This is a genomic window from Deltaproteobacteria bacterium (assembly GCA_016709225.1).
Lineage (GTDB): Bacteria > Myxococcota_A > Polyangia > Nannocystales > Nannocystaceae > Xiheibacterium > Xiheibacterium phototrophicum.
This window is the reverse complement of the sequence record JADJEE010000012.1, coordinates 2,935,519-2,951,919: the sequence shown is the minus strand read 5'-3', so window position 1 is coordinate 2,951,919 and position 16,401 is coordinate 2,935,519. Positions and strand designations below refer to the sequence as shown.

The window sequence follows — 16,401 nt, the reverse complement described above, 5'->3', positions numbered from 1 at the left end:
GATCGGAGCTGCCGACATTGCCGTGGGCCGAGCGCCGCGCACGGCGGTGACGTAGACTCCGAGGCGTGCAGCCCGGCGCACGGCGCATCGATCGCGGCGACCTCTACTGGGTCGCCGCCGCCGACGATCGTGGCGTCCCCGGCCTCGCGCATCCCCACGTGGTCGTGCAGGACGATGTGTTCAACCATTCGCGGGTGCACTCGATCGTCGTGTGTGCGTTGACCTCGAACCCGCGCCGCGCCAGCGAGCCGGGCAACGTGTTGCTCGACGCCGGCGAGGGTGGGCTCGAGCGGCCGAGCATCGTGGTGGTCTCACAGATCGACGCGGTGGATCGCGAGCGGCTCGGCGCGTACATCGGCAGGTTGTCCGCCGCACGCGTCGCGCAGATCCTCGCGGGGCTGCGCCTGCAACAGACGTCGTTCTTCGACCGCCCGTGATGAAGCTCCGTGGCGCTTGTCGCAGCGGTGTGCGCCGCGTACGCTCCTACGGTGGCTTGGGTACGTGATGCACTGGTGGAAGGTTCTGCGTTGGCGATGCTGATCGCCGTGACGGTCGCGTGTACGGTCGCGCCCGGCTCAGCTGAAGGGGACTCGACTGGGGGCAGCGACGCGTCGAGCACGGCGGTCGATGGTTCGAGCAGCGCAGACACCGAGCTGCCGTCGTGTCCCGGCGGCACGAGCTCCACGGCGCTCGCCGTCGATGCCGCGCGCCCCGACGATGCCAACGAAGAGGGAGACGCGATCGTCAACGCCGGACCATGCACCATCGAGTCGTCGGGCGGCGATGCCCAGTCTGGGTGGGTGCTCGCGCTGCGCTGCGATCTGAACGGCCTCGAGCCCGCGACCCCCGTCGAGCTGCGGATCACGCAGGAGCACTCGGCATTCGTGGGCCTCGATCTCGCGCAACCGGTCGAGCTCACGCTCGATCGTTGGTGGGGCTTCGAGGCCGGCAGCGGCACCGCGGTGCGCCTCGAGCAGGGGGGTCAGCTGATCGTGGCCTCGACCAGCGAAGCGCGCGGCGGCGGCCTCGTGCACGTGTGTGCGCTCCCCGACGACGATGCGCGCGTCGCAGCCGACGCGTGGCTGGCAGCAATCGACGCGCATCTCGAGGCCGGTGCGTGCGACCCCGACGGGACGCTGCGCGTGGTCCGTGCCGTCGACGGCGACGATGTGTTCGCCTACCCCGGCGAAGCCACCGCGCTGGGCGATCTGCAGATCGTCGTCGCCGATGCCCGCTGCGCGGTGCAGGGGGACGGCGGTCCCGAGGACTGGTCGTTCCGGCTGACCGCCTGGCGCGAGTGACTCACCCGCGGCACGGCGGGCGCGCTACAGCGCGACCACGCGGGTGCGCACGCTGGTGTCGAGCGCTGCGATCGCCTGCGAGAGCTCGGCGGCCGCAGCATCGCCGGGCGCGAGTGGCAGGTCGACGTAGAGCAGGCCCACGTCCTCCATGGTCGCGAGCGCCTGGCCGGCGATGTTGATGTTGCTCTCGGCGATCACGCGGTTGATCCGCGACAGCACGCCCGGCACGTTGCGGTGGATGTTGACGAGTCGACACACCGGCTGGCCGCGCAGGCCGGTCGGCGCCGGCATGTCGAGGTGCGGCAGGTTCACGCAGCCGATCGTGCGGCCGACCTCGAGATAGCGACCGACCGCGCCGGCGACCTCGAGGCCGATGTTGGCCTGGGCCTCCTGCGTCGAGCCGCCGATGTGCGGGGTGAGGATGACGTTGTCGAGGCCCTGCAGCGCGCAGGTGAATGGATCGCTCTCGCTGGCCGGCTCGCTGGGATACACGTCGAGCGCCGCGCCGGCGATGTGGCCGGCATCGAGCGCGACCCGCAGCGCGTCGAGATCGACCACGCGGCCGCGGCTGGCATTCACGAGGTAGGCCCCGCGCCGCATCTTGGCCAGCTCGGCTTCGCCGATCATGCCGCGCGTGAACTCGGTGTCGGGCACGTGCAGCGTGACGAAGTCGCTGCCGGTCAGCACGTCGTCGAGACTGGTGGCCTGGCGCGCGTTGCCCAGCGGCAGCTTGGCGACGACGTCGTGGAAGAGCACCTGCATGCCGAAGGCCTCGGCGAGGATCGACAGCTGACTGCCGATGTGGCCGTAGCCGATGATGCCGAGGGTCTTGCCGCGGATCTCGTGCGAGCCCTGGGCGTTCTTGGCCCACTTGCCCTCGTGCGCCGCCCGTGACCGCGCGAACACCTGCCGCGCGAGCACCACGAACTCGGCCATCACCAGCTCGGCGACGCTGCGCGTGCTCGAGAACGGGGCGTTGAAGACCGCGACGCCGGCGGCCCGCGCCGCGACGAGATCGATCTGATCGGTGCCGATGCAGAACGCTCCGATCGCGGTCAGCCGTGGCTCCGCATCGATCACCGCCTTGGTGACGCGGGTCTTGCTGCGGATGCCGATGACCAGCGGCGCGTCGCCGGGGATCGCGTGCAGCGCTGCGATCAGCTCGCCGTCGTCGAGCCCCTTGTCGATGCGATGACACGCCACGCCGTGGCGACCGAGCTCCTCGTCGGCGGACGGGTGGACCTTCTCGAGCAGGACGGCGTCGGCGCTGGGCACCGGCGGAGCATCGCCGATGACCGCGGGGCGTTCAATCCACGATCCCCGGCGAAGCGTGCGCGCCCGAACGTCGGCTGCCGCTAGCGCGGCGGGCCCGGGCGCTTCTCGAACGGCTTGGCGACAATCGTCGCGCTCTGGCCACTGCCGGCGCGATCGAGCTCGAGCCGGACACTCTGCCCGTCCCGCACGCTCGCGCGGGAGAGCAGCCGCGCCGCCGTGCCAGCGCCGAGCGACGACACCTGCTGGCCGTCGATCGCGACGATCTCGTCGCCGGGCTCGACGCCCGCGGCCTCGGCGGGTCCACCGATGTCGACCGCGAACACCCACAGATGATCGGCCTCGTCGGGCGCCTCGCGATCGTCCTTCGCACCCTTGGCGCGCGGTCGCTTCGACCAGCTCGCGCTGCGGGTGCGCAGGCCGAGATCGCCGCGTTCGTCGACCGGCACCTTGGCGGTACGGACCGCGGTGATCGTGCCGAGGTCGGCCTCGGCGCCGCCGTCGACGTGGTACTTCACCTCCGCGGCCGCGCCAGCACCCGCGTCGTCGGGATCGACGAAGGTCAGATTGCCGTCGCCGGGCGGCACCTCGTCGAGCTCGAAGCGGCCGCGCGCGTCGGTGCGCGGCCCACCACCTGTGAACATCGAGAACATCGAGGCCGAGTTCACCGCGCCGTCGCCGACGGCGATCACGTTGAGGCCTGCGACCGGCTCACCGGTGCCGTCGACCACCAGGCCGCGCAGCTTGCCCCACCCGCGGATCTCGAGCGTGACGGTGGCGGTCTTGCCCTCCTCGAGATCGACCTCGCCCTTGGCCGTGCCCTGCTTGCTCTCGGCGACCAGCTCGTAGTGGCCGGGATCGAGGCGGTCGAAGCGGAACGCGCCGGCCTTGTCGCGCACCGACTTCGTGCGCGACACCGGGCCCTCGAGCTTGACGCTCAAGCCCTCGAGCGGCTTGCTCGACCGCACGGTGCCGCTGATCACGCCCAGCGCGTCGAGCTGCAGCTTGGTGCTGCTCCCGAGCGCGACGCCTTCGACCCGTACACGCGCACCGCCCTTGTCGCCCTCGGCCTCGAGCGCGTAGGTGCCCGCGCGCAGGCCGGTGATCTCGAAGTGCCCCTGCTCGTCGGTGAGCACTGGCCGCTCGGCGCCGAAGCCCCGTGTGAAGCGTCGCATCGAGGTGTCGTCGGCCTCCTCGGCAGTGCGCTCGCGCGAGCTGGCGGTGAAGCGATTGAACGGCGTCTCGCCCTCGCGCGTGGCGGTGACCCAGGCATCCGCCGCCGGCACGCCCTGTTCGTCGACGACGCTGCCGCGCAGCACCCCGTCGCGGGCCTCGACCTGCAGCGCGAGCCCTTCGATGCCGCGGGCGTCGACCTCGAGATCCCGCGGTGCCGATGGCGACGCTGGATCGTCGGGGGTCGCCCATGCCAGCGGCAGCGCGCGCGCCTCGACCATGAGGTCGTAGCGACCAGGCTCGACGCCACGCACGATGAAGCGCCCGTCCTCGGCGGTGGTCGCCTCGTGCTGCCCCTGCCGCGAGCCGCCGTTGAAGTCGATGTTGAAGCCGCCGCCGGCCTGCTTCGCCTGGCTGCGCATGGCGACCGTCACACCCGCAACCGGCTTACCGTGCGCATCGTTGACGATGCCACCGACCGACGGTCTCGCCGTCAGCTCGACCACGACGCCCTCGAGATCCGCGGCGCCGACCTCGACCGGCAGCTCACCATGGCTGCCGTCGTCACCGTCGACCACCAGCTTCAGCTTGCCGGACGCCACCGGTGCCAGCGTGAAGCTACCGTCGGCCTCGGTGCGTGAGCGCAGCATCGCGTTGCCGATCGCGGTGAGGATGCCGCTCAGGCCCATGCCCTCGCCATCGAACACGACGCGGACATTGGCGAGGGTGGGCGGCTGCACGCGGCCGCGGATTGCGACCCCGGGATCCATGACGACCAATACGTCGTTGACGTCGGCGTCGACGACCTGCGCGCTGGTGCCGGTGATGTTGGGCAACGTCTCCTCACCGACTGCGCCGATCATGTAGTTGCCCGGCTGGACCCCGAGGATCTCGAAGTAGCCGTCCTGGGCGCTGGGCGACGATGCGACGTACAGCGCACTCGGCTGCAGTGAGAAGCCGCCGAGCAACACGCCCTCGAGCGGCTCGCCATCGCCTTCGCCACGACGCACGACGAAGCCCGAGATCGTGTACGCGCGGTCGACCCAGATCTCGACCCCCGAGACCTGCTCGGCCACACCGACCGCGACCTCGACGGGCTCCGCCGAGGCGTAGTGGCCCGAGCGCGCCATGACGGCGTGGACGCCCGACGCCAGCCCGCGCAGCTCGAAGTTGCCGCCGTCGTCGGTCAGCACGCGCGCGCCACCGAGGTCGATGCCGAAGCCGCTGTCGTCGGCGTCGCCGATCGTCACCAGCGCCCCCGCCAGCGGCGCGCCGTCGGGCAGCGTGCGCACGACCCCCGCGATCGTGGCGCCCGGTGTCAACACGAACTCGATCGACCGTGGACCGGCGACCTCGAGGTTCTTGGTGTCGGCGACGTACTCGGGATGCGCGGCATGGACCGCGAAGCTACCGAGCGGCACGTGGGCGACGAAGTGGCCCTCGTCGTCGGTGAACACCGCCGCCGGGGCGCGGGAGAAGTCGAGCATGTTGCCCTCGTCGGTGCGGGTGATCTGCACCAACGCGCCGTCGACCGGGCCACCGCCGATGTCGCTCACCGTGCCGCGCAGCTCGACACCGCCGGCGACGAGCTGGAGATCGTGGCCGCCGTTGTCGACCGCGGCGGCCACGTCGAGCTTGCCGATGCGTCCGGGCAGGAAGCCCTTGGCGCTGGCGCCCAGGGTGTAGCGCCCCGGCGGCACCGGCTCGATCCGCCAGCCGCCACCGGCGTCCGTGCGCGCGACGAGCGGGTCGGCCATGCGCCCGCGAGGCTGCCCCGACAGGTCGCCCATGCCTTTGGGCGTGAGGATCACGACCGCACCGGCGATCGGCTTGCCGCCGTCGACGGCGGTGATCCGTCCGCTCACGCTGCCTGTGCGGATGTCGACCTCGCCCCGCGCCCGCGCGGCGTGCTTCTCGGCCACGATGCGCGCGCGATCGCTGACGCCGCCCTCGGTGCCGTCACCCGCACCTTCGTCGCGCCCGTGCTGGACGAAGAACCACGTCAGCGCGCCCCCGAGGGCGAGCACCAACGCGACCACCACCACGATCCATCGCTTCGATCCCATGGGCTCCCACTCGTGCGGTAGCAACCGGCGGCGCGCCGGCAGCAGGGGCGCAACGCGCCCTCCTCGGACACCATTTCCGCGATCGCGGACTCGCGGAGCATCGCACAGGTGGCTCACACGGGGATGAAGGCGGTGGCGAAACCAAGCCAGGGTCCGATCGGGTCGCGTCGGGCTTCCCGTGGCGCAGCGAACCTGCTAACCCCACATCGACGATGGTCGAGACCACTGCCCGCGCCGAATCGCGTCCCCGGCTGCTCACCGGCGATCGGCCGACCGGCCCGCTCCACCTGGGCCACCTGGTCGGTAGCCTCGAGACCCGCGTCGCGCTGCAGCACGACCACGAGTGCTTCATCATCGTCGCCGATCTGCACACGTTGACCACTCGGCCCCGGGCCGAGGAGGTCGCAGAGCTGCCCGGCTACGTGCGGGACATCGTGCTCGACCAGCTCGCGGTCGGCATCGACCCCGAGCGCGCGACCTTCTACCTGCAGTCGGCGGTGCCGGCGGTCTACGACCTCGCGATCCTCCTGCAGATGTTGGTGCCGAAACTACGGCTCGAGCAGATCGGTAGCCTGCGCTCGATGGCCCGCGCCGCCGCGCTGCCGGACGACGCGATGACCATGGGCCTGCTGGCGTATCCGGTGCTGCAGGCCGCCGACATCCTGATGGCGCGGGCCAGCGTGGTGCCGGTCGGGCTCGACAACGAGGAGCACATCGCGATCGCCCGCGAGTGCGCGAGCGTGTTCAACGAGCTCTACGGCGACCTCTTCCCGCTGCCGCAGGCCCGCATCTCGCGGTGGTCGTCGCTGCCGGGCATCGAGCGCGGCGTCGCGGGCAGCGGCGCGAAGATGTCGAAGTCGCTCGGCAACGCGGTCTTCCTGGGCGACAGCGCCGAGGTCGTGGCCGCCAAGCTCCGCACGCTCGAGTTCGGCGATGCCGAGCGCGCGTCACCGCACGAGCCCGCGTTACTGGTGTTCGCGCGGGTGTTCATGGGCGAGGACGAGGCCCGTGAGCTGGGTGCGGGCCTGCGCGCCGGTTCGCTGTCGCTGGCCGCCGCGCACGATGCACTCATCGCGGCGATCGAGCGGCGACTGCAGCCGATCCGCGAGCGCCGGAGCGCGCTCGCCGGTGAGGTCGGGCTGGTCGAGGAGATCATCGTCGACGGCACGATCCGTGCCCGCGAGGTCGCGAACGTGACGCTCGCACGGGCCCGCGAGGCGATCGGGCTCGAGCCGCTGTGGTCGGGCCTGGTGACCGCGACCCAGGCCCGCGCGAAGGCCAGGAAGCGACCGTACTAGGCATGAACGTCTCGACGCGCTCGCGCTCGCGGCTGCGCCAGACGGTGTCGCGTCACCTGCGACGCGGCTTCGTGCGGGCCATCTTCGCGCGACCCGGTGGCGGCGACGACGAGGTGGTCGAGGGTGACGGCGGCGTGCCCGATGCCGCCGCGATCACGGGATTGCTCGAGCGGGCGCTCGCCGCCGCGGACGCCGGTCGCGTGAAGCAGACCTGGATCATCGACGCCGAGCACCGCGTGCTGATCGACGCGCGACACGGTGGTGGCAAGCCCATCGCGCACGACTCCGAGCGCGTGATCAAGCAGATGGGTGGCAAGGACCGCGTGCTGCGGCCCGATCGCTCGCAGCCACTGCTGCAGGTGATCGGGATCATGAACCCCGACGGCACCATCAGCGCCAAGCATGCCAAGAAGTACAAACAGATCTCGCACTTCGTCGAGCTGTGCCGACCGATCTGGGACGGGCTGCGATCGCAGCGCGACTTCGCGGCGGAACCACTGCGCGTGCTCGACCTCGGCTGCGGCAACGGCTACCTCACCTTCGTGATGACCGAGGCGCTGCGCCTGGCCGAGCTGCCCGCACGCCTGCACGGCGTCGATGTGCGCGGCGATGTCATCGCGCGCTGCCGCGAGCGCGCCGGTACACTCGGCTACCACGAGCTCGCGTTCTCGTGCGCGACGATCGCCGATGTCGAGCAGGCCGCCGCGCTGCTGGGCGGTCCGCCCGATCTCGTGGTCGCGCTGCACGCCTGCGACACCGCCACCGACGACGCGCTCGCGCTCGCGATCGAGGCCGGCGCACGGGCGATCCTCGTCGCGCCGTGCTGCCAGCACGAGATCGCCGCCCAGCTGGCCACCGCCGCCGGCCGCGACGGCGACGGCCCGCTCCGCTGGTCGCCCGCGATGCAGCGCCACAGCCTGCTGCGCCAGGACTTCGCCGCCACCCTCACCGACGCACTGCGCATCGACGTGCTCGAGGCGCTGGGCTGGTCGGTCGACACGCTCGAGTTCGTCGACGACAGCCACACACCGAAGAACCTACTGCTGCGCGCACGGCTGCGAGGCAGCGTGCGGGAGCGTGGCGCGCTGGCGGCGGTGCGACAGCGCTGTGCCGCACTGGGCATCGCGCCGCGCCTGCTCTCGCGGCTGTGAGAGTCATCGGTCCCGCGAGACGCGACGCCGAGCCGCACCGCTCGGACGACCACCTCGGGCAACGCCGCCCACGCCACGAGCCGCTCGACGCAGGGCTTCGCAGGTGCCAGTGATCATTCGGCCCGGCGCCGCAGTCCTCTTGGGCATGCTCGCCGTGCTACTTCCAACCCGCCTCATCCTGGTGCTCGCGCTACAGACCCTCGCAGTGGCGCCGGCGGCCGCCGGCGACGCGCCCGCGGGCGAGTTCCGGCTGCCGCCCGCACCGTCGGCGCAGCTGCAGGAGTCGCTCACCGACGCACTCGCGCGCGCCACCAAGGGAAACAGCAGCGTCATCAAGAGGTACCAGGACTCCGTCGATCGCATCCGCGCGAATTGGCGGGTCGCGCCGCCCGACGAGCCCAGGTTCGATCTCGAGGCCGCTGCGCGCGAGGCCGTGCTCTCGACCGACTTCGGTGACGGCTCGAGACGCAAAGCCAAGAAGCAGCTCGCCGCCCGCACGCAGCTGGCGTTGATGATGTTCGCCGTGGACACGCACCGTCGCCTGCGGCTCGAGTTCGGGCATCGACTCGCGCTCCGGGCGGTGATGGCCTGCAAGGGTGACACCGCGTGCCTCGACGGCATCACGCCCACGGCGACGATGCCGAGCTCAGAGGTCGCCAGCGTGCGCGCGCAGCTCGGCAATGACGCGGCGGCGCTCGCCGACGCAGAGCTCGCGAGCGCCGCGCAGCTGGAGGCACTTTCGACCATGTACGCCGACGGCCTCCACCTGCTGGTGCAGGTCAGCGGCGCGAAGTCGACGCAGGCCGACAAGGAAATCGACTAGCGACGTCGCCGGCAACCGCGATCGGCGTCGCGCACGATGGTCCGGTCGAACTCCCGCTCTGATCCCGTGGTCTGCTTGCTCGCATGTGGCCCGCGCGGCACCATGCGAGGATGCCGGTCGGTGCCGCCACCCGCGTGTTGGGCCTCTTGCTGTGGATCGGCTGCGCTGGACCTCGACCGGAGGCGACGCCGAACACCCCGCCGGCCCGCCCCTCCACACCGACGCCAACGGTCGCCGCGCCAACGGTCTCCGCACCGACGGTCGCCGCACCGACGGTCGCCGCACCGCGAGGTTTGGACGGGCGTGCGCCTGCCGATCCTGCGCCTACCGTCGCGAAGCTCGGCCGCGATCATCGCTCGGCGGTCGCGTGCGTGAGCGATGCGGACTGTGGCTGGGACGACGCGTGCAGACCCACGCGCTGCGTCGAGCCCACGGCAAGGCAGTCCTGCGACGAGTCGGTGCCACCACCCGGTCGCTGCGGCTGCATCGACGGCGCCTGTACGACCAAGCCCACGACCGCCCCTGCGCCGAGCGGCACATGCGAGGTCCGTGGCTGCATGGTCGATCGCGCCGCCGGCCGCTGCGTCGCCGATACCGACGGCGTGCCCGAGGGCCTTCGCACCACGCCGGGTGTCGACCTCGGGCCCTCGTGCGATTGTGTCGATCCGGCGAAGGGCTGCACGTTCACGTGGTTCGAGCCGGTGCCGTGCACCACCGATCGCGACTGCTGGTTCGACCCGTCGCCGCGGCTGCACCCGATCGCGCGGCCCAAGGCGCTGCGCAAGCGTGACTTCGCGCCGTGCAAGGACGGCGAGGTGGCCCCGAAGTGCGGCCCCGCGGGCGCCTGCATCCTCGGGCCGGCGTTCACCTGCTGACGACGGGCGGAAGTTGTCCCCTACCCGCGCGCGTTACCCTCTTCGACGCCGTGCTACGCGAGCTTCATTGGTGCACGCTCGCGCTTTCGATCGCCTGTCACCCGGCGCCGGCGCGGCCGCGTGAAGACGCCGCGGTCGCGACGATGCCTGGCCCCACCGCGTCGGCACCGGCGTCGGGGCGCGTCACGCTGAACGACGGCTGCGTGCGCTGTCATGCCGCGCAGGCCCTCGAGTGGCAGGGCTCGCAGCACCGCAGCGCCTACGCGGACCCGGACTTCCAGCGCGCCATCGCGGTGGAACGCGGGCGATTCTGCCGGGGCTGCCACGCGCCCGAGGCCGACCCGACGCAGATCCCCGGCGCCGCGCAGGGAACCATCGGGGTGGCGTGTGTCACGTGCCACGTGCCCCATGGCGCCGACTCGATCACGCTCGCCGTGCCCACGCCAACCCGCGACGCCCCGGCGCCCCATCCGGTGACGCGCACCTCCGCATTCGCCGACGTCGACGCCTGCGGCGGCTGCCATGAGTTCGCGTTCCCGCGGACACCTGCGCTGGCGATGCAGTCGACCCTCACCGAGCACGCGGTTTCCACGTATGCCGCGGTGAGCTGCGCCGAGTGCCACATGCCGTGGGTCGGCGAAGGCGCACTGCGCCACCGCAGCCACGCGTTCGCGGCCTCCCGCGACCCCGGCATGCTGCGCGACGCGATCGACGTCGCCGCCACCCGCACCGCGGGCGGCCATGTGTCGCTGCAGCTGACGCCGGGTCGCATCGGCCACGCGTTCCCCACCGGCGATCTGTTCCGCCGGCTGTGGGTCGACGTCGAGGCGGTTGACGCCGACGGCGACGCCGTCGCCTACGACGCGCGGGCGTTGGCCCGCCACTTCGCAGGCCCGGGTGGGCCGGTGACCCACGACGATCGACCCGGAGCACCGTCACTCGCGGATCGCAACGGCGTCGTCGACGTCGAGTTCGAGCTGGGCGACGCCGTCGACGCCCACGCGATCGTGTGGCGCGTGGTCCACCAGCGTGTCGCGTTGCCGCACGACGGCGACGACGCGGAGATCTTCGGCGAGACCGTCGTCACCCAAGGCCGCCTCGACGCGGCAGGAGCAAGCCCATGAAACGCCGCCTCCCCGTCGCCCTGTGCCTCGCGTCGCTGTCGCTGTGGTCGGGTGCCTGCACCGATCACGGCAACGAGCCCGCGATCGATCCCAGCACCGCGAGCCCTGCGAGCGAGGCCTCGCCCGACGCGCCGGTGCCGAGCACACCAGTCGTCGCCGCCACCGAGGCCCCGCCGAGCGAGCCGGTCGTGGTGCCACCTCCAACCGCGCTCCACGTCGCGGTCGAGGGGCGCTGTCGCTACATGGGCGTGTCGCTGGTCGGTGACGACACGCTCGTGCACTACGACGGCGGAGACATCGTGCGTCTCGACGCGAGCGGGCGTGCGGCCGAGCGCGTCGGCACCGCGCTCGCGAGTGCGGAGCCAGCACCGGCGTGGCAGTCCCGCGTGCCGCGGATCGAGGAGCTCGGCGGCCGCTACCCCGACGCGCTGTTCGCCGAGGTGATGGAGTTCTCGCGCGAAGGCATCCGCGGTGCGTATCGCCAGACCAACGACGGCTGGGTCGAGCTGGACCCGTTCAAGGACAACGACGGCGGCGTCGAGCGGCTCTACGCCTGGTACGATCAGTCGCTGTTGGCACTGGGCGCAGGCGCGGACGGTGGGGCGAAGTTCGCCGTCGTGCGCGGCAAACCCAAGGGACCCCGCTTCGATCGCGGCCTGGCGAAGGCGGGCTGCAAGACCGCCGAGGTCATCGATGCGCGCGTGCTCGCGGCCGGCGACGCGGTGGCAACCTGGACCTGCGAGGGCAAGCACGTCTTCGTCACCCACTGGCGTCGCGACGACCTCGCCGGCCACACCCACGATCTCCGCGTCGCCGGCTCGAGCTGGGAGCGGCCGAAGGACGGCTCGAGCATCGCGTTCGACGGCAAGGACGGCTTCTACGTCGTGGCCGAGTCGAGCAAGCTCTGGCACGGCCACGACGACGCGTGGACCGAGATCGCGCTGCCCAAGGGCGCGGTCGTGCGCACCATCGAGGTCGATCCCGAGGGCCACCCGTGGATCGGTGGCAGCCTGCTGGCACGGCACGACGGCCAGAGCTGGCGAAGCATCACCCTGCCCGATGGCAAGCCGGTGGTGGAGCTCGCGGGGGTGCCGTTCGGAACCCCGTGGATCCGCACCGGCGGCGACGGCTACGAGAACGTCGGCGGGCGACTGTGGCGACTCGACGGCGAGACCCCGATCGAGATCGCGGTGCCGCCGTCGGCGTTCTTCGAGGGCGAGGCGCTGCGCCTGCGTCGGCTGCACGCCGCGGGGCCCGACGACGTGTGGGCGGAGGCCGAGTTCGTGGTGCAGCGTCGCGGCAAGGGGGCGCCAGGCCGCTTCTACCGCGCGGTGCTGCACTCGCGAGCGACCGCGCACCCGCTGCGTTGTGGCGAGCTGATCGACGGGCGCGAGATCACGCAGCCGTACGTGCCGTGGCCGACCGCGTCGGGTGGCACGTGCGAGCAGCGTCTCAGCCTGCTCATGCGCCGCAAGGCCTGGGACGACGCCAACGACTACCCCAAGATGACCAAGGCGCTGTCGCGCGTCGCGGGCCTCGAATCGGTGCGCTTCGTCGAGCTCGAGATCGGCCCGGACAAGTTCTTCGGCGCGATCGCGGCCGACGCAGCCGCGCTCGAGCTCGTGCACAAGAAGACCAAGAAGCTGCGACCGAACACCTTCCCCGAGCTGGTCTGCGGCGACGCGGCGGTGCTCGACGCCGCCGGCGTCGTGGTGCACCGCGAGCTCGCGCTCGTCACCGCGAAGTGAGCATGCGGGCGCCGTCGCGTCACGGCGTCGGCGTGAGCGTGGGCTCGGGCAGCTTCGCGAGCTCGTCGCAGAACAGCTCCTTGCCGCCCACCGTCGAGTAGTTGCACATCCACGCGCACGACTCGCGGTCGTGCTTCTCCATGCACGCCGGCAGCGCGAGGTCGGTCATGTGACCGCACGCCTTCTGATCGTCCTTCTCGCACAGCTCGCCGCACGCGCTGATCTGCAGGTGCACCGGCTTGCCGGCACCTTCGAAGCAGATCTTGGAGGTCTCGTCACAGCCAGCGCCCAGGACCAGCGCAACGAGGGCGGTCAGGCGCAGGATCGAGCGGAGTTCTCGGTTCGCTGGCATCTGAAGATCGTAGACCGACCCGACGCCGGATTGATCACGCCGGTCGGAGCTTCTTTTTCAGCGCGTGCCTGGGAAGGCCGCCATCACAGCCTCGACCGCCTCGTGCACGGTCGCGTCGGGGTCATCGCCCTTCGACAGCCACTTCGAGGTCCAGCCGTGCCACACCTCGCGCCGGGACGCGTGATCGACGAGGTAGATGTTCAACGTGCCCTTGGTCTGCTTCTCGCCGGGTTCGAGCCCGGCGATCGACCCGCTCGTCGAGCCCTCGAGCCGATAGCGCACCGTCGTTCCCACCGAGAACGCCACCAGCACCTGGGCCTCGTCGCGCGATACCACCTGGAAGCCGCGCTTCGCCAATGCAGCGTCGATCGCGGCACGCAGTCGCAGCTCGTTGGCCTCGGTGCGCACGTTCGCCTGCGGCTCGCCGAGCTGGATCAGCACCGGCTCGTCGGTGATCCACGCATAGCGCGTGCTCGTCTCGAGTGGGAACTCGGCGACGCGCTCGGCACGGGCCTTGGGTGCGCAGCCGAGCGCCGCGCTGACGGTCGCAGCGGCGAGCCAGCCGAGCACATGGCGGCGGGTCGAGGGGCGTGGTGGAGCTTCGGCGCCGCGCGTCATGGGTGCGGCCAATATATGCAACCCTGCCGGGTCCGTCGACGCGATCGCCGCTCCGGGCCGCCACGATCACCCGGGATCCGCGTCCCCGCGCTCGCGCAGCCACACCAGCAGCTCACCGAGGATGGCATGCAGGGTCCGCAGCTTGTCCTTGCCGACCGCGGCGGCGGCCTCGGCCTCGAGCTCGCCGAGCACCGCGAGCCCATCGTGGATGCGGACGCGTCCGCGGCGCTTGGCGAACACGATGAGTTTCGCGCGGGCGTCGTCGGGGTCGGGCACGCGCTCGAGCGCGCCCATCTCGACCAGGTCGTCGACCAGGGGCGCGACCGCCTGCTTGCTCACGCCGAGTCGACGCGCGAGCTCGGTCAGTCGCGTGCCCGCGAGATCGATGTGGGGGAACAACGAGGTGTGGGCCGACCGCAGGTCGATGCCGCTGCGGTCGCGCACGCGCGCAATCGCCAGCTCGTCGAAGCGGCGGGCACATTGCAGCAAGAGCTGCGCGAAGCTGGCGGCCTTCGCCCGCTCGAGCGCGGCGACTTGGTTCGGTGGGACACGCGCCACGGACGGCTGGCAGTGCAACAGGATCGCCCCGCAACGTCAAGCGTCGCGCCGACAACGTCAATCTCGCTTGACCATTTCTAGTTGTCAGGTTTAGTCAGACATGATTGACTAATTTCGATGCTCATCGATCACGGCGGCGACATCTTCACGGCGACCACCCAGCTCCGCCTCACCGGCATCCGCATGCCGATCGCGATGACCGTGGTGCGCCTGCCCGACGGCCGCCTGTGGTTGCTCTCGCCGATCGTACCCGACGCGGGGCTGCTCGAGGCGGTGGCGGCCAAGGGCGAGGTCGCGTACATCGTCGCGCCGAACTCGTTTCATCACCTGTTCGTGCAGCCGTGGGCGACGCGCTTCCCCGGTGCGCAGCTGTGGGCGTCGCCTGGCCTGCGGGAGAAGCGACCCGACCTCGCGTTCGCGGGCATTCACGGCGATGGCCGCGAGCCGTGGGCCGACGCGATCGCCTCGATCGCGATCGCCGGAGCGCCCAAGGTCGGGGAGACGGTGTTCTTCCACCGCGCCAGTCGCACGCTCGTCGTCACCGAGCTGTTGTTCAACATCCATCGCACCGAGGGCTTCTTCACGCCGTGGGTACTGCGGATGATGGGCGTGCACCGCCGGCTCGGTCAGAGCCGGGCCTGGCGTCTGCTCACCAAGGATCGCAGTGCCGCGGCCGCGAGCGCCCGCGCGGTGTTGGGGCTTGGCGCGCAACGGCTCGTGTTCGCCCACGGCGACGTGATCGACGCGCTGCCCGAGGGTGAGCTCGAGCGGGCGCTGTCGTGGATGCTCGCCGGCGCCCCGGCACTGACCGCCGCGGCGTGACGCAACGGCCCGATCTCACGCGCGGGCGAGCGCCTGCGTGAAGTCCTCGCAGAGATCGTCGGCGTCCTCGAGCCCGACGCTGACGCGCACCAGCGCGTCGGTGATGCCGAGCGACGCCCGAGTCGCGGGGTCGAGGCCCACGTGCGAGGTCGCCGCAGGGCGCGTCACCAGGGTCTCGGGACCACCGAGGCTCGGCGCTTCGACCGGCAGACGCAGCGCTGCAATCACGGCGTGCGCGACCGCGGCCCCGCCGTGCAGCTCGAACGACAACATGCCGCCGAAGCCCGTGAGCAGCTCGCGGGCGCGGGCGTGCGCCGGGTGATCGGCCAGCCCGGGGTACCGTACCCGCAGCACGCGGGGGTGGGTCGCGAGCATCCGCGCCAGCGCGAGCGCAGACGCGTTGTGGTGGCGCACCCGCACCGCGAGGGTCTTGAGTCCCCGCTGCAACAGGAATGCCGCGTGCGGATCGAGCGAGCCGCCGAGGTGGTTGAGCTTGCGATGCACGCCCGCGACCAACTCTGCGCGCCCCATCACCGCGCCCGCGACGAGGTCAGAGTGGCCGTTCAAATACTTGGTCGCGCTGTGCAACACCAGGTCGAAGCCCAGCGCCACCGGGCGCAGGTTCACCGGCGTGGCGAAGGTGTTGTCGATCATCGAGATCAGGCCGCGCTCGCGCGCGAACCCTGCGATGCCGCGAAGGTCGGCCAGCTCCAACGTCGGGTTGGTGAGGCTCTCGCAGTAGAACACGCGCGTGGTCGGTCGCACCGCCTGGGCCCAGCCCTCGCGGTCGTCGCCGCCGACGAAGGTCACCGAGATGCCCAGTGCCGCGAGATCCTGCGTCATGAAGTCGTGCGTGCCGCCGTACAGGCAGCGCTGCGCGATGACGTGATCGCCGCTGCGGAGAACCGAGAGCAATGTGGTCGTGATCGCTGCCATGCCGCTGGCGGCGACCAGGCCCGCCTCGGCGCCCTCGAGCACGGCGAGCTTGGCGTGCAGCGCCTGGTGCGTCGGCGAGTTCGACAGTCGCAGGTAGCGGAGGTCGTGGTAGTCGCCCGCGGCAGCGCTCGGGTCGGAGCTGTGTGCGAAGGTCGACGACTGGAAGATCGGGGCCACCACCGCACCGGCGATGCGAGGGCGCGGCTCGCCGGCGTGGATCAGATCGGTATCGATGCGGGCCATCGCAGATCCTGGTAGCACGGCCACCGTGCCCGAGCATACAG

General features: G+C 71.5%; 15 protein-coding genes. 9 read left to right on the top strand and 6 right to left on the bottom strand.

The window, feature by feature from the left end; all coding sequences use genetic code 11:
• Positions 1-65 precede the first annotated feature (65 nt).
• Together IPH07_37260 and IPH07_37255 are read left to right on the top strand one after the other, a co-directional pair.
• Entirely contained in the window at positions 66-437 is a 372-nt protein-coding gene (locus tag IPH07_37260; GenBank protein MBK6923097.1) for a type II toxin-antitoxin system PemK/MazF family toxin, read from the top strand.
• A 9-nt stretch (positions 438-446) separates the two neighbouring features.
• Positions 447-1,301, top strand: a complete 855-nt coding sequence (locus IPH07_37255) for a hypothetical protein (protein ID MBK6923096.1) — start codon at positions 447-449, stop codon at positions 1,299-1,301.
• Positions 1,302-1,325: 24 nt separating this feature from the next.
• On the opposite strand, the gene serA is transcribed toward IPH07_37255, so the two are convergent.
• Positions 1,326-2,555, bottom strand: a complete 1,230-nt coding sequence (gene serA / locus IPH07_37250; GenBank protein ID MBK6923095.1) for a phosphoglycerate dehydrogenase — start codon at positions 2,553-2,555, stop codon at positions 1,326-1,328.
• A 101-nt stretch (positions 2,556-2,656) separates the two neighbouring features.
• Complete coding sequence (locus tag IPH07_37245) at positions 2,657-5,812, bottom strand: carboxypeptidase regulatory-like domain-containing protein (GenBank protein ID MBK6923094.1); 3,156 nt, start codon at positions 5,810-5,812, stop codon at positions 2,657-2,659.
• Positions 5,813-6,024: 212 nt separating this feature from the next.
• Here IPH07_37245 and trpS point away from each other — a divergent pair, with 212 nt between their 5' ends.
• From trpS to IPH07_37215, 6 genes are all read left to right on the top strand, one after another.
• Entirely contained in the window at positions 6,025-7,110 is a 1,086-nt protein-coding gene (trpS, locus tag IPH07_37240; protein ID MBK6923093.1) for a tryptophan--tRNA ligase, read from the top strand.
• 2 nt (positions 7,111-7,112) lie between these two features.
• Positions 7,113-8,261, top strand: a complete 1,149-nt coding sequence (locus IPH07_37235; GenBank protein ID MBK6923092.1) for an SAM-dependent methyltransferase — start codon at positions 7,113-7,115, stop codon at positions 8,259-8,261.
• Positions 8,262-8,364: 103 nt separating this feature from the next.
• Entirely contained in the window at positions 8,365-9,084 is a 720-nt protein-coding gene (locus IPH07_37230) for a hypothetical protein (protein MBK6923091.1), read from the top strand.
• 371 nt (positions 9,085-9,455) lie between these two features.
• Positions 9,456-9,959 (top strand): hypothetical protein, encoded by a 504-nt coding sequence (locus IPH07_37225; GenBank protein MBK6923090.1) that lies wholly within the window; start codon positions 9,456-9,458, stop codon positions 9,957-9,959.
• A gap of 143 nt (positions 9,960-10,102) precedes the next feature.
• Positions 10,103-11,083 carry a hypothetical protein gene (locus IPH07_37220; protein ID MBK6923089.1) on the top strand — a complete coding sequence of 327 codons (981 nt, stop codon included), beginning with the start codon at positions 10,103-10,105 and terminating at the stop codon, positions 11,081-11,083.
• Positions 11,080-12,831, top strand: coding sequence for a hypothetical protein (locus IPH07_37215; GenBank protein MBK6923088.1), 1,752 nt, complete (start codon positions 11,080-11,082; stop codon positions 12,829-12,831). Before IPH07_37220 ends, IPH07_37215 begins: the two co-directional genes overlap by 4 nt.
• A gap of 19 nt (positions 12,832-12,850) precedes the next feature.
• Here the strand turns inward: IPH07_37215 and IPH07_37210 are convergent, their stop codons facing one another.
• The 3 genes from IPH07_37210 to IPH07_37200 all read right to left on the bottom strand — a co-directional run bounded on the left by IPH07_37210 (position 12,851) and on the right by IPH07_37200 (position 14,359).
• Positions 12,851-13,183 carry a hypothetical protein gene (locus IPH07_37210; protein MBK6923087.1) on the bottom strand — a complete coding sequence of 111 codons (333 nt, stop codon included), beginning with the start codon at positions 13,181-13,183 and terminating at the stop codon, positions 12,851-12,853.
• Between the two features lie 57 nt (positions 13,184-13,240).
• Positions 13,241-13,801 (bottom strand): DUF4136 domain-containing protein, encoded by a 561-nt coding sequence (locus IPH07_37205; GenBank protein ID MBK6923086.1) that lies wholly within the window; start codon positions 13,799-13,801, stop codon positions 13,241-13,243.
• A gap of 66 nt (positions 13,802-13,867) precedes the next feature.
• Positions 13,868-14,359 carry a MarR family transcriptional regulator gene (locus IPH07_37200; GenBank protein MBK6923085.1) on the bottom strand — a complete coding sequence of 164 codons (492 nt, stop codon included), beginning with the start codon at positions 14,357-14,359 and terminating at the stop codon, positions 13,868-13,870.
• 117 nt (positions 14,360-14,476) lie between these two features.
• Between IPH07_37200 and IPH07_37195 the strand changes: the two genes are divergently transcribed.
• The gene (locus IPH07_37195) at positions 14,477-15,181 is read left to right on the top strand and encodes a DUF4336 domain-containing protein (protein MBK6923084.1); all 705 of its coding nucleotides are present in this window, start codon (positions 14,477-14,479) and stop codon (positions 15,179-15,181) included.
• A gap of 15 nt (positions 15,182-15,196) precedes the next feature.
• Here IPH07_37195 and IPH07_37190 read toward each other — a convergent pair whose 3' ends face one another.
• Positions 15,197-16,360 (bottom strand): PLP-dependent transferase, encoded by a 1,164-nt coding sequence (locus IPH07_37190; GenBank protein MBK6923083.1) that lies wholly within the window; start codon positions 16,358-16,360, stop codon positions 15,197-15,199.
• Positions 16,361-16,401 lie beyond the last annotated feature (41 nt).

What these genes read in the sequence shown, in the direction of transcription:
- IPH07_37245 (MBK6923094.1), bottom strand. Translation starts at nt 5,812, where the DNA reads ATGGGATCGAAGCGATGGATCGTGGTGGTGGTCGCGTTGGTGCTCGCC.
- trpS (MBK6923093.1), top strand. Translation starts at nt 6,025, where the DNA reads ATGGTCGAGACCACTGCCCGCGCCGAATCGCGTCCCCGGCTGCTCACC.
- IPH07_37235 (MBK6923092.1), top strand. Translation starts at nt 7,113, where the DNA reads ATGAACGTCTCGACGCGCTCGCGCTCGCGGCTGCGCCAGACGGTGTCG.
- IPH07_37220 (MBK6923089.1), top strand. Translation starts at nt 10,103, where the DNA reads ATGCCTGGCCCCACCGCGTCGGCACCGGCGTCGGGGCGCGTCACGCTG.
- IPH07_37215 (MBK6923088.1), top strand. Translation starts at nt 11,080, where the DNA reads ATGAAACGCCGCCTCCCCGTCGCCCTGTGCCTCGCGTCGCTGTCGCTG.
- IPH07_37210 (MBK6923087.1), bottom strand. Translation starts at nt 13,183, where the DNA reads ATGCCAGCGAACCGAGAACTCCGCTCGATCCTGCGCCTGACCGCCCTC.
- IPH07_37205 (MBK6923086.1), bottom strand. Translation starts at nt 13,801, where the DNA reads ATGACGCGCGGCGCCGAAGCTCCACCACGCCCCTCGACCCGCCGCCAT.
- IPH07_37195 (MBK6923084.1), top strand. Translation starts at nt 14,477, where the DNA reads ATGCTCATCGATCACGGCGGCGACATCTTCACGGCGACCACCCAGCTC.
- IPH07_37190 (MBK6923083.1), bottom strand. Translation starts at nt 16,360, where the DNA reads ATGGCCCGCATCGATACCGATCTGATCCACGCCGGCGAGCCGCGCCCT.